Raw genomic sequence first — 11,952 nt, 5'->3', positions numbered from 1 at the left:
TGTAGACCAGGATGCCGCTTGCCGGATCAACGGCGGGCGTCTGGCCGGGCCAGGGGTTGCCCGGGGCGTTGGACGAGGCATGGCAGTAGTAGCAGGAGCCCTCGCCGTTGGGACCGGCGTTGGTCTTACGGCTCGCCCAAGGGGTGATCAGGCTGGGCTGGTAGGTCGGCAGCCACACGGGCACGGTGCCGACAACGCCCGGGCGGGTTTCACGGTTTTCCGGCAGCAGACCGTTTTCCACGAAGGAGCCGTGGCAGCTCACGCAGTCGCCGGTGACCGCTTGCTGGGTGGTGTGGTGCGGGGAGCCGCCGGTGTGGCAGAAGTTGCAGTCACGGAAGGTGGTGAACTGAAACACGCCGTTTACCAGTTGCATCTGGTGGCAGCTGAGGCACTCGTAGGTTTCGCCGGGGTTGCCGAAGGGCGCCGAGTTGATTTGGCCGATGGGATCGCCGATGCGGTTGTGGTGGCGGTCGGGCAGATAAGTGGGGTCAACCGGCACGTTGGCGGGCGGATTGGGCCCGTGGCAGACGCGGCAGTCGGCTTCGGTCACGGCACTGAACACCGTGTCGGGAATGCCGAGCAACTGGTTGACGGGGGGCGCCGGAACGGCGGCGTGGGCGGTGGCGGCCAGGCCCAGGGCCAGCAAGCCGGCGCAGGCCAGGAATTTGATCGTGCGATTTTTCATACCCTTTACTCCCTTTTGTCCTTGGACAGGCAATGTTGAACTCGATGGTAGGAAAACCAAAAAACCCAAAAACGAAATAAATTACAATTGGATACTGATTCACTGAATGGCATGGCAGAGTTCCGGAAAAATCCGGTAAGCAACGTGTTGCCGATCGGTCTGGCCCACCCCCTTTCCTTTAAGTGATTTGCCCTGAACCGCCGATTCTTTCCTGTGGCGCGAGAAATTAAAATAGCACGAAAAAAGCCGGATGACCCGGGTCGATCTGGGCAACCCGGCTGTCTGCTGGAGACCCGTGGCTTTCCGTCCCCGCCTCGCGGTGGGTTTGGCTTTGTCCGGTCGGTGCGAAGAGGGGCACTAATGAAGAAGTATCCTTCCCCTCGGAAGTCTTGTCAAGAGGCTGTGGGGTCTTTCCTCCGAGTCTATTTGCTCTGGGAACCGCTCCGGTCGAGAATCGTGGTGCGTGCCTCGCCTTGAACCTCGGGAAGCAGGATCTCGATGCGCGCCTCGCGACGCAAGGTGGCGATTTCCTGTGCCAAGCGCTCGTCCCTGAGTTGTTTCCGCAGATAGCGCTGAATGAAATCGTGCATCTGCTCGTAGGTCGGCACTCCGCCCTCATGGCGCTCCTGCACCTGCAGCACGTGGAAGCCGAAGGGCGTTTGCACGACGGGGCTGATCTCGCCCACCGGCAGGCTGAAAGCAACCTGGCTGAAGGCCTCCGGCATGTAGCTGGGGTCGATGCGGCCCAGTTCTCCGTCGTTGGCGGCGCTGGCGCAATCGGACATCTCCTCGGCCACCGCCGCGAAGGCTTCGCCCTTGATCAGTCGTTCGCGGGCTTGCTCGATGCGCTTTCGCGCCCTGTCCAAATCCTCCGCGCCGGCGTCCGGGGAAACTTCCACGAGAACGTGGCGCACCTCGGCCGAGGGGTTGCCGGAAAAGCTGTGCTTGCCCTGCTCGTAGAACGCGCGGATCCGTTCCTCCGGCACCTCTCCCTCGCCGATCTTGCGGTGCCGGTAGTAGGCATCCACATACACCTGGCGGCGGGCGGCCGCGCGCATCTGTTCCTCGCTCAGGTTCGCGGAGGTGCGCTCGGCGGTTTGGCGATAATGCACGACGTATTTTTCGATCTGCGCCTCGGTATCGGGCACCTCCAGACGCCGGCCGGCCTGGGCGAGCAGTTCCACGTCGATGATCTGGTCGAGAACGCGGCGGCGCAGGTGATCGACTTGCTCGTCCCCGCCGGCCTGGCGGCGTACGCCGCGGCTGCCGCGCAACTGGCGATCCACCAAGGGGTCGACCTGGTCGAGGTAAATGGGTTCGTCGTTGACGCGGGCCGCCACCTCGCGGGCCGGCTCGGCCGCGATGGTGACGGAGGGCAATAAGCCGCCCAGCAAAAGCCCGACACTGAAAAGGATTGAGAAAGAGCAACTGCGAAGGTTTCGGCCGCGAAGCGGCTTTGGGCATACCTGGGTCATGTCTCGATCGGTACCTGCGGTTGTGGGTCGACGAAGGACTTGCGCTAAGGAGTATGAATTTAATGTGCCAGGGAAAAAGGTGCAAGGGGGGGGTGGCGGCGCCTGGTTGAAAGTCGCTGGGGAGGGCATGGCTTTGCTCGCGCCGTCAAAAATTTCTTCTTGTCTTGGTAAGTCAAGGAAAAAAATGAAAAAACATGTCTTGATGGAGGTGTGCGAGATGGTTCTGTTGACGTATGGCTAAAATAAAAAAATGAAAAAAACAAGAAAAAAACTAACGTTAATTTTTTTTCAGTCAGGCGCGCGCACAAAGAACCCCAGGAATTGCCCCTGGGGTTTCGCGAAATGACGGAAGGAGTGACGGCAAAAGGCGCCCATCGGGCTAGTCGCGCTTGAGCTTGTGGCAAAACAGGCAGCGGTATTTGGGGGGATGGCCTTCGGGCAGGGGCATCATGTCCTGGTTGTGGCAATCCTCGCAGAAGCGCTCCGCCGCTTTCTTGCCCTCGTCGCGCGCCATGTCGTAATAGGCCCGGTGGGTGTCGTCGTAGGGCACGGGGTGGGTGGTTTCCGGCGGCGCCCTGAGCAGAAAGACGACGATGGCCACGCCGATGGCGATGAGCAGAAGATCGCGCTTGGTGATTTTCATGGCTGATCCTTTCGCTGCCCCGCGTGTCGAACGGGGATGGGTGATTCAGGGTTGCGCGGCGGCCCGCGCCGCACAGCCGATGGCGCCGTTGTGCTGGGGGTGCTCGGGAACCAGCAGCTCCGCCCCGACGGCTTGGCGCAGCAGTTCGCAAAAACCTTGGTTGCGCGCCACCCCGCCGGTGACCAGCAGCAGATCCTGGGGAAAACGGCGCAGCATGGGCAGCACCCGCTTGACCAGGGTGGCGTTGATGCCGGCGCACAGTCGCGGCAGGGGGTGGCCCTCGACGATTTTGCCGATCAGTTCGCTTTCGCCGAAGATGCCGCAGGTGGCATCGAGGGCCACGGGATTATCGGTGTGGCGGGCCAGTTCGTCAAGGCCGATATCGAGCACCTGGGCCATGTTCTCCAGGTAGCGCCCCGAACTGGCGGCGCATTTGTCGTTCATCAGGAAGTCCTGCAAAATGCCGCCCTCGACCCGGGCGACCTTGGTGTCCTGGCCGCCGAGGTCGATGAGGGTGAAGGTGTCGCGGCCCGTCTGAAAGCGCGCGCCGGCCACATGGGCCTGGATTTCGGGAATCACCCGCGCGCCCTCGAGGTTGATGGTGTTGCGCCCGTAGCCGGTGACGACCATGGCCGCGGGCTGCTCGCCGCCGGCGAAGAGATCCAGGGCGGCGAAGTCGATGGTCAGCCGTCCCTCGTGCATGCCGCCGTAGCGCTTGTAAAAGGGGATGGTGTCGAAATCCCGCAGCCACAGCAGGCGGTTGTCGCGCAAGGCGGCGAGTTTCACCTTGCGGCTGCCTAGATCGATGCCGAGGGTCAGCATGGTTTACGCGCCTTGAGCATTTCGAGAAAGCCCTCGATGCGAATGCGGCTGCGGGCGTCGAGGGGGCCGGGACGGTCGCCTTCCAGGGTGAGGATGGGCACCTTGAGGCGCCGGCGCACGATGAGATCCTCGATCTGGCGAAAGCAGAAGGACTGGACGTAGTGGATGACGCCGTCGACGCGCCGCCGCGCGATTTCCGCCTCGATATCGTCGAGGCGGGTGAAAATGTCGTAGGGATAGGTGTAGCGGCGGTACTGCTCCTCGAGGTCGGCGGTGGCGTAGGGCATGGAAAACTGGCGCTGAGTTTCGTTGAACACCACGCGCGCGCCCATCTCTTCGAGGCAGGGATAGAGATTGGTGATGATGGGCGGCACGCCGATGTAGGCCAGGCGCAGACTCTCGGCAAGGGGCGCGCGCTCGCGCGCCGCGCCGAGGAAGGCGTCGATTTCCTCCTCGAAGGCCGCGGGGTCGCCCTTCATGTCCGAGGTGCAGACCTGGAACAGATGATTTTCCTCGCCGCTCACCCGGTTGTCCTCCCAGGTCAGGCGGTCGATTTCATGGACCTTGGCGCGGATTCCGTCGAGGCGCGCGCGGGCCTCGGCGACCTGGTCGGCGGTGACGCCGAAATGCGCGCGCAGCTTGCGGATTTCCAGGGCCAGGGTTTCCCGCGAGCGGTCGTAGGGGTAGGCGAAGGGGATGGTTTTGACCCCCTGCAGGGTCAGGACTTCCATGAGCGCCTGGGTATTGGAGCAGTCGCCCTCGGTGACGGCGATCACGTCCTTGATGCCGTGGCGCAGTACCGTGCCGTAGAGGCCCTTGATCCAGCCGCAGATGTTGCGCGGGAAGCCGGCGATCTCGGCCTCCTCGATGAGGGCCTGGGGATCGGGGTCGGTGATGAAGAGATTGTTGAGGTCGGCGGGCGGCCGCCCGGCGGCAACGATTATCTCAAGGGGGATTGTCGTGGTAAATCCGATCATCGGCTTTCAGTGGCACATCTTGAAGGGTAGATTGTCCGCGCACAACGGACAACGGACAACGACATTTGTCTTCAGTCGGAACGAATGAACATCAGGTAGAGGACGACGCCCACCAGCACCACGCCGCCGCCGACGAACACCAGCAGGCCCTCGTTGGCGCCGCCCTCCAGGGAGGTGCCGCGCGCCAGGGTGTAAGAAACCAGCCAGGCGAAGCCGACGGCGCCGAGGATGCCGGCCAGCACCATGCGCCAGCGCAGGAAAAAGGCGATCAGGGCCAGCGCGCCGGCGCCGCCGAGAAACCAGGGGTTGGCGATGAGCTCGCCGAGGTTCCATTCGCGCAGGGTGTTGAGCAGGCGCTCCGTCTGCAGGTAACGAAACAGTTCGGCGATGCGGGACCAGTCCATGGCGATCCTCTCGGCGGTGATGAAGCAAAACCTGACTATAACAGTTTTCTCCTGGCGGCGAAAGCCCAAACCGCCATTTCCCTTGACTTTGCCGGGGGGCTTTTCTACCATGCCCAGTCGGCTTTAATTCTGCAGAGACCGGCGATTTTTCAGGGTTTGAGGACGGATCAGATTTGGTTTCCGAACGTGCCATCGGGGTTTTCGATTCCGGGGTGGGCGGCTTGACGGTGCTCAAGGAGCTCTGCCGCCAGTTGCCGGGAGAGGAGTTGATTTATCTGGGCGATACGGCCCGCGTGCCCTACGGGACCAAGAGCCCGTCCACGGTGAGCCGCTATGCCCAGGAGGCGGCGTCCTTTCTCACCGCCCTGGGCGTCAAGGCCCTGGTGGTGGCCTGCAATACCGCCTCGGCGGTGGCCCTGCCGCAGCTTGAGGCGCGCTTCGGCGTGCCGGTGTTCGGCGTCATCCAGCCCGGCGCCGCGCGCGCGGTGCAGCTCACCCGCACCCGCCGGGTCGGCGTGATCGGCACCGAGGGCACCATCAAGAGCAGTGCCTACACCCGGGCCATTCAGGCCCTGGATCCGCGCATCGAGGTGCGCACCACCGCCTGTCCCCTGTTCGTGCCCCTGGCCGAGGAAGGCTGGGCCGAGCATCCCATCGCCCTCCAGGTCGCGCAGGAGTATCTGGGGGGGCTGGGCCTGGGGGACATCGATGCCCTGGTGCTCGGCTGCACCCATTATCCCTTGTTTAAAACCATTCTGGGGCAGGTTTTCGGCCCCGAGGTCGCCCTGGTCGATTCGGCGGAGGAGACGGCGGCCGCCGTTGCCCGCGTGCTCGCCGAAGGTGATCTGCTGCGGCGCTCGCCGCCGGGGCCGCATCGCTTTTTCGTGACCGACGTGCCCGAGCGTTTCGAGCGGGTCGGCGGCGCATTCTGGGGTGAGCCCCTGGTGGGCGTCAAACAGGTGGAGATCGGCTGATGTCGCGCAGGGACCAAAGACAGGCCAAGAAAGCAGAGCGTACCCTTACTTGGGTGCTGGGTCTGCTCGGACTGCTGGTGGTGATCGCCGTGGCCGCCTTCTGGGTCGGCACCGCTCGGCGCGCCCCCGTTCCGCCGGCCCCGGTGGAGGGTCCGGCGCCGGCCCCGAGCCTGCGCGAGGTGGTGCTGTATTTTGCCGACCTGCGCGGGGAATATCTGGTGGCCGAGCATCGCGAGATGGCCGACTGTCCCTTCGATGAACCATGCGTGCGCGCCCTGGTGGAAGCCCTCATCCAGGGGCCTCGCACCGATCTGGTGCCGGTGCTGCCGGCGCAAACCCAGGTGCTGGGCGTGTTTTTCGAGGGGGAAACGGTGACTTTGGATTTGAGCCGCGATCTGGTGACGCGCCACCCGGGGGGCAGTATTTCCGAACTGCTGAGCATTTACGGGCTGGCCAACACCCTGGCGGCCAACTTTCCGCAACTGCGCCAGGTGCGCATCCTTGTGGCCGGCCAGGTGGTCGAGTCCCTCAAGGGCCATGTGGATCTGCGCGCGCCCATCCCGGCCGATTTTCGTTACGGCCGCCCGCCCCAGCGGGCGGATGGCCGTCCAACCGAGGGAGAACGGCAATGAACGCTTTTCGTCAGGCGCTTCGCGAACGCGTGCTGGTTCTCGACGGCGCCATGGGCACCCTGCTGCAGGAGCGCGGCCTGGCCCCGGGCGGTTGTCCCGAGGAAATGAATCTCGTCGCTCCCGAGGTGGTGGCCGGCATTCATGCTGAATACGCCGCCGCCGGGGCCGACATCATCGTCACCAACACCTTCGGCGGCAATCGCCTCAAGCTTGGCCATTACGGCCTGGAAAAGCGCGTGCGCGACATCAACGCCCGCGCCGTGGACCTGGCGCGCGGCGCGGCGGGCCAGGGCTTTGTCGCTCTGTCCATCGGGCCGACGGGGCGGTTTCTCGAACCGGTGGGCGATGCCGGGTTCGACGAAATGGTGGAGGTGTTCGGCGAGCAGGTGGCCGCGGCGGCCGCCGCGGGCGCCGATCTGCTCAGCTGCGAAACCTTCCTCGATATTCGCGAACTGCGCGCCGCCGTGGTGGCCTGTCGCGAGTTCTCGCAGTTGCCCATCATCGCCCAGATGACCTTCGACGACGGCGGGCGCACGGTGCTCGGCACGCCGCCCGAAGCGGCCGCCGTGACCCTTGACGGCCTTGGTGTGGACGTGGTCGGCACCAACTGCGGTTTGGGCCCCGACGGCATCTTCGCCCTGCTGGAAAAAATGCGCGCGGTGACCAGCTTGCCCCTGATCTCCCAGGCCAACGCCGGCCTGCCGCAATTGATCGACGGTCAGACGATCTTTCCCGGTACGCCGGACGACATGACCGCCTTTCACGGGCGCATGATCGCCCTGGGCGTGCGCATCATCGGCGGCTGTTGCGGCACCACCCCCGCGCACATCCGTGCCATCCGCGCCGCCCTGGACGGGCGCGACCTGTCCTGGTCGCCGCCTCAGCGCCGATTGTTTCTCTCCAGTCGCGGCGCGGCGGTGCCCGTGGGCTCCGGCGCGCCCTGCGCCATCATCGGCGAGCGCATCAATCCCACGGGCAAGAAGGCCTACTCCGCCGAGTTGCGCGAGGGCAAGACGGCCTACATCCGCCGCGAAGCCCAGGAGCAGACGGCGGCGGGCGCGGCGCTGCTCGACGTCAACTGCGGCGCGCCCGGCGTGGACGAGCCGGCCGCCCTGGAACGCGCGGTGTTTGCCGTGTCGGGGGTGACCACCGCGCCCCTGGTTCTTGATTCCTCCGATCCGCAGGCCTTGGAGCGCGGGCTCAAGGCGGCCGACGGCAAGGTGCTGATCAATTCCGTGTCGGGCGAGGACAAGAGCCTGCGCGCCGTTTTGCCCCTGGCGCGCAAATACGGCGCGGCGGTGATCGGCCTGGCCCTGGATGCCGAGGGCATTCCCGCCACGGCCGAGGGGCGCGTCGCGGTGGCGCGCAAGATTCTCGCCGCCGCCCGGCAGACGGGTCTGCCCGACCAGGATGTGGTCATCGACGGGCTGGTGCTGACCGTGTCCGCCGAGCAGAAGGCGGCGCCGGAAACCCTGCGTACCCTGCGGCTGGTCAAGGCGGAGCTGGGCCTGGCGACGGTGCTCGGCGTGAGCAATATCTCCTACGGGCTGCCCAGCCGCCCGGTCCTGTCCGCGACCTTTTTCGCCATGGCGCTGGAGGCCGGTCTGGCCGCGGCCATCGTCAATCCCAAGGAAGAGCGCATGATGGATGCCTTTCGCGCCGCCCTGGTGCTGCTCGGCCAGGATGAGCGCGCCGCGGCCTTCGTCGCGCATTACGGCGGGGTCGGCGCGCCGCCGGCGCTGCCCGTGGCCCAGGGTGTCGAACTGGGGATTCGCGAGCGGCTGGCGACGGCGATCATCGAGGGGGATCGCGAGGGCGTCCCGGCCTTGGTGAGCCAAGCCTTCGCGCAGGGCCTCGAAGCCATGGCCATCAGCAACGAAGGCTTGCTGCCGGGTCTCGAGGAAGTCGGTCGGCGCTTTGGCGCCAAGCAGATCTTTCTGCCCCAGGTCATGCTCTCCGCCGAAACCATGCACGCCGCCTTCGCCGTCATCAAGGAGCGCATGCAGGGCGAAACCGGCCCGTCCCTGGGCCGCATCCTCATGGCGACCGTCGAGGGCGACATCCACGACATCGGAAAGAATATCGTCTGCACCTTGCTGGAAAATCACGGTTTCGAGGTCATCGACCTGGGCAAGAACGTGCCCGCCGAGCGCATCCTCCACGTGGCGCGGGAACGCCAGGTCGACGCGGTGGGGCTCTCGGCCCTCATGACCACTACCCTGGCGCAGATGGAGCACACCATCAAGCGCTTGCGCGAGGAAGGCGTGAAGGCCTTTACCCTGGTCGGCGGCGCCGTGGTCACCGAGGATTACGCCGCCAGCATCGGCGCCGATCTCTACGGTGGCGACGCCATGGCCGCGGTGGAGAAAATAAAAAGACTTCTTATTAAATAAAATTGGTTAAATGGCGGAAAGGGTCTTGCGCCATTTCGCGGAACGTGCTATCAAAAAACAAGTTTTCCGCTGAATTACAAGAGAGATGGCATGGTCGTCGGCTTTAATCACAATGTTCGCCACCAGGGCGAGTTGTATCATGTCCAGACCGAGGACGGCGGCCTGAAGAATCCCCACATCCTGACCCTGCTCTATCGCGGCGGGACCATCGTCGCCAGCCGTAAAACCTCCTACGCCGATATCACCAAGTCCGAACAACTGGAAAAAGTCGTCGAGGACCTCATGAAGGAGCAGCACAAGGAGATGCTGCGCCGCCTCAAGGAAGGGGCCTTCGATGAGTTGATCGCCAGCCGTTTCGCCGCGCCTGCGACCCCGGCTCCCACCAATGCGGAGCCCCCGTCGCCCGCGCCGCCGCCCGACGCCGCCAAGCCCGTGCGGCAAGACGTCCCCGTCACGAAAAAAGAGCCAAGTCTCGATGACTTGATATTGTCCTACCTGACCGGCGAAGACCCCTGAATTTTGCGGCCGTTCAGCACGGCCGTTGCCATACCAAAGGAGATGCTCCCCCCATGCTTGATGAATTGCAGGTGCAGGAACTCACGGAGAAGGCCCGCCAACTGCGGGTCGATGTGCTCAAGATGCTCAACGCCGCCCGCTCCGGGCACACCGGGGGCAGCCTCTCGGCCCTGGACGCCCTGACGGTGCTGTTTTTTCACCAGATGCGCCATGATCCGAGCAACCCCCAGTGGGCCGATCGCGATCATTTCGTCCTCTCCAAGGGCCATGCCGCGCCGGCGCTCTACGCCTGCCTGGCCCATGCCGGCTATTTTCCCCTGGACGACCTCAAGACCCTGCGGCGCCTCGGCAGCCATCTGCAGGGGCACCCCGACATGCGCAAGACGCCCGGCGTCGAGGTCTGCACCGGCTCCCTCGGCCAGGGCCTGTCCCAGGCGGTGGGTCTAGCCCTGGCCGCCCGCCTGCAAGGGCGCGCCAGTCGCACCTATTGCCTGCTCGGCGACGGCGAGGTGCAGGAAGGCCAGATCTGGGAAGCCGCCATGGCCGCCGCGCACTACGGGGTCGACAATCTCTGTGCCCTGCTCGACTGGAACGGCCTGCAGATCGACGGCGAGGTGGACAAGGTCATGCGCGTGACGCCCCTGGGTCCCAAGTTCCTGGCCTTCGGCTGGCATGTGCTGGAAGTCGATGGCCACGATCTCAACGCCATCGCCCGCGCCCTGGCCGACGCCGCGGCCTGCACCGGCAAGCCGACCCTGATCATCGCTCGGACCGTCAAGGGCAAGGGCGTGCCGTTTTTCGAGCACAAGGCCAGCTACCACGGCGTGCCGCCCAGCGACGACGAACTCAGTCGCGCCCTCGAACATCTGGGCCACTCCTAAGGTTTTTCTCATCGGTCCTATAGGTCCTATGGGTCTGAAGCTCTTCACTAAAGGAAAACAGCTCTCATGATCGCAACCCGTGACGCCTACGGCCAGACCCTGGTGGAGCTCGGCCGTGAAAACCCCTCCGTGGTGGTTTTGGATGCCGACCTTTCCGGGTCGACGAAAACCGCCCTGTTCGCCAAGGAATTTCCCCAGCGCTTCTTCAATGCCGGCATCGCCGAGGCCAACATGCTCGGCATGGCGGCCGGCCTTGCCGCCGGCGGTCAGATTCCCTTCGTGTCGACCTTCGCCGTGTTTGCCTCGGGGCGCGCCTTCGAGCAGATCCGCCAGTCCCTGGCCTATCCGCGCCTCAACGTCAAGGTGGTGGCCACCCACGGCGGCATCACCGTCGGCGAGGACGGCGGTTCGCACCAGTCGGTGGAGGATCTCGCCATCATGCGCGCCGTGCCCAACATGGTGGTGCTCTGCCCCGCCGACGGCCCGGAAACCGCCGCCGCGGTGCGCGCCGTGGCCGCCTACGAGGGTCCGGTGTACATGCGCCTGGGCCGCTCCAAGGTGCCGACGGTGTTTGCCGAGCCCACTCCCTTCGTCATCGGCAAGGGCAGTTGCCTGCGCCCCGGCCGGGATCTGACCTTCGTCACCACCGGCCTGATGACCGCCCAGGCCTTGGCGGCGGCCGAGATTCTCGCCGAGGGCGGCATCGACGCGCGGGTCGTGCACCTGGGCACGATCAAGCCCCTGGACGTGGATCTGGTGCTCCAGGCCGCTCGGGAAACGGGGGCCCTGGTCACCGCCGAGGAGCATTCGGTCATCGGCGGGCTGGGCGGCGCGGTGTGCGAGGTGGTGGCCGAGGGTTATCCGGTGCCGGTGGAACGAGTCGGCCTGCGGGACGTCTTCGGCCAGTCGGGCACCGCCGAGGAACTGCTTGCCTACTACGGTCTGACCGCCGCCGAACTGGTCGAGGCGGCGCAGCGGGTCGTGCGCAAAAAGCAGATGCCCTGATCGGAAAAGGACACGCGACCCTTGAAGCCCGCCGCCGTCAGCCTGGTCACCCGAGTGATCCTCTTCAACATGGTCCTCCTCGTGACCGGTGTCGGCGGCTTTACCCTGTTTCATTTGCAGCGTGAGCGTCAGCATCTCTTCGATGTCTCTCGCCAGCACGCCGGGGTGCTGCTTTCGACCATCGAGCGCTCCATCGCCAACGCCATGTGCACGGGCAACACCCAGGAAGTGCAGACGGTTCTCGAACTGGTGGGCAGCAGCCCCCATCTGCTGCGGGTCCGGCTGTTTCATCCCGATGGCCGGGTGCAGCGCTCCTCGCGCCCCGAGGAAGTCGGCCGGCTGGTCGATGCCGAGGATCTTGCGCTGTTTCGCGGCGGCCGCACAGAGGCGCTTTTCACCGAGGGCGAGGACGAGTGGATCAGCATTTTGTTGCCGATCCATTCCGCGCCTGCCTGCATAGCCTGTCACGGCACGGAGGAGGACATCCTCGGCGTGCTGGGCCTGCATGTGTCCATGGCCGACACCCGCGAGCAGCTGCGCGCCAC

11 protein-coding genes, 2 pseudogenes and 1 riboswitch are annotated in these 11,952 nt (G+C 65.1%); of the genes and pseudogenes, 7 read left to right on the top strand and 6 right to left on the bottom strand.

The genetic code is table 11. The features are described from left to right. The 6 genes and pseudogenes from QAT43_RS11085 to QAT43_RS11060 form a co-directional block, all read right to left on the bottom strand. A pseudogene (locus QAT43_RS11085) lies at positions 1–685 on the bottom strand (hypothetical protein); the annotation flags it as partial. Positions 686–950: 265 nt separating this feature from the next. Next, a riboswitch (cyclic di-GMP riboswitch) is annotated at positions 951–1,025 on the bottom strand. An 82-nt stretch (positions 1,026–1,107) separates the two neighbouring features. Further along, on the bottom strand, positions 1,108–2,064 hold the full coding sequence (locus tag QAT43_RS11080) for a peptidylprolyl isomerase (RefSeq protein WP_305043137.1): 957 nt from the start codon (positions 2,062–2,064) through the stop codon (positions 1,108–1,110). A gap of 475 nt (positions 2,065–2,539) precedes the next feature. Then, positions 2,540–2,803 (bottom strand): cytochrome c, encoded by a 264-nt coding sequence (locus tag QAT43_RS11075; RefSeq protein ID WP_305043136.1) that lies wholly within the window; start codon positions 2,801–2,803, stop codon positions 2,540–2,542. Positions 2,804–2,848: 45 nt separating this feature from the next. Then, entirely contained in the window at positions 2,849–3,625 is a 777-nt protein-coding gene (locus tag QAT43_RS11070; RefSeq protein ID WP_305043135.1) for an acyl-CoA dehydratase activase, read from the bottom strand. Next, entirely contained in the window at positions 3,619–4,602 is a 984-nt protein-coding gene (locus QAT43_RS11065) for a 2-hydroxyacyl-CoA dehydratase family protein (RefSeq protein ID WP_305043134.1), read from the bottom strand. Before QAT43_RS11065 ends, QAT43_RS11070 begins: the two co-directional genes overlap by 7 nt. Positions 4,603–4,673: 71 nt before the next feature. After that, a complete protein-coding gene (locus tag QAT43_RS11060; RefSeq protein ID WP_305043133.1) occupies positions 4,674–5,006 on the bottom strand; it encodes a hypothetical protein in 333 nt (110 codons plus the stop codon). Between the two features lie 173 nt (positions 5,007–5,179). On the opposite strand from QAT43_RS11060, the gene murI reads away from it, so the two are divergent. The 7 genes and pseudogenes from murI to QAT43_RS11025 all read left to right on the top strand — a co-directional run. Beyond that, positions 5,180–5,980: a glutamate racemase gene (gene murI / locus QAT43_RS11055; protein ID WP_305043132.1), complete on the top strand. Its 801-nt coding sequence runs from the start codon at positions 5,180–5,182 to the stop codon at positions 5,978–5,980. Next, entirely contained in the window at positions 5,980–6,612 is a 633-nt protein-coding gene (locus QAT43_RS11050; RefSeq protein WP_305043131.1) for a GerMN domain-containing protein, read from the top strand. Before murI ends, QAT43_RS11050 begins: the two co-directional genes overlap by 1 nt. Beyond that, positions 6,609–9,005 carry a homocysteine S-methyltransferase family protein gene (locus QAT43_RS11045; RefSeq protein ID WP_305043130.1) on the top strand — a complete coding sequence of 799 codons (2,397 nt, stop codon included), beginning with the start codon at positions 6,609–6,611 and terminating at the stop codon, positions 9,003–9,005. Before QAT43_RS11050 ends, QAT43_RS11045 begins: the two co-directional genes overlap by 4 nt. Positions 9,006–9,095: 90 nt before the next feature. Then, the gene (locus QAT43_RS11040) at positions 9,096–9,521 is read left to right on the top strand and encodes a hypothetical protein (RefSeq protein ID WP_305043129.1); all 426 of its coding nucleotides are present in this window, start codon (positions 9,096–9,098) and stop codon (positions 9,519–9,521) included. 53 nt (positions 9,522–9,574) lie between these two features. Continuing rightward, complete coding sequence (locus QAT43_RS11035) at positions 9,575–10,402, top strand: transketolase (protein ID WP_305043128.1); 828 nt, start codon at positions 9,575–9,577, stop codon at positions 10,400–10,402. Positions 10,403–10,468: 66 nt separating this feature from the next. Continuing rightward, positions 10,469–11,407 (top strand): transketolase family protein, encoded by a 939-nt coding sequence (locus tag QAT43_RS11030; RefSeq protein WP_305043127.1) that lies wholly within the window; start codon positions 10,469–10,471, stop codon positions 11,405–11,407. A gap of 21 nt (positions 11,408–11,428) precedes the next feature. Further along, a pseudogene (locus tag QAT43_RS11025) lies at positions 11,429–11,952 on the top strand (histidine kinase); the annotation flags it as partial.

Origin of the sequence: Geoalkalibacter sp., from assembly GCF_030604225.1 — a bacterium.
In the GTDB taxonomy this organism is placed as follows: domain Bacteria; phylum Desulfobacterota; class Desulfuromonadia; order Desulfuromonadales; family Geoalkalibacteraceae; genus Geoalkalibacter.
This window is presented reverse-complemented; position numbering and strand designations above follow the sequence as displayed.

Coding starts and splice junctions, on each gene's coding strand:
- QAT43_RS11075 (WP_305043136.1), bottom strand. CDS start 2,803: ATGAAAATCACCAAGCGCGATCTTCTGCTCATCGCCATCGGCGTGGCC.
- QAT43_RS11070 (WP_305043135.1), bottom strand. CDS start 3,625: ATGCTGACCCTCGGCATCGATCTAGGCAGCCGCAAGGTGAAACTCGCC.
- QAT43_RS11065 (WP_305043134.1), bottom strand. CDS start 4,602: ATGATCGGATTTACCACGACAATCCCCCTTGAGATAATCGTTGCCGCC.
- QAT43_RS11060 (WP_305043133.1), bottom strand. CDS start 5,006: ATGGACTGGTCCCGCATCGCCGAACTGTTTCGTTACCTGCAGACGGAG.
- QAT43_RS11050 (WP_305043131.1), top strand. CDS start 5,980: ATGTCGCGCAGGGACCAAAGACAGGCCAAGAAAGCAGAGCGTACCCTT.
- QAT43_RS11045 (WP_305043130.1), top strand. CDS start 6,609: ATGAACGCTTTTCGTCAGGCGCTTCGCGAACGCGTGCTGGTTCTCGAC.
- QAT43_RS11040 (WP_305043129.1), top strand. CDS start 9,096: ATGGTCGTCGGCTTTAATCACAATGTTCGCCACCAGGGCGAGTTGTAT.
- QAT43_RS11035 (WP_305043128.1), top strand. CDS start 9,575: ATGCTTGATGAATTGCAGGTGCAGGAACTCACGGAGAAGGCCCGCCAA.
- QAT43_RS11030 (WP_305043127.1), top strand. CDS start 10,469: ATGATCGCAACCCGTGACGCCTACGGCCAGACCCTGGTGGAGCTCGGC.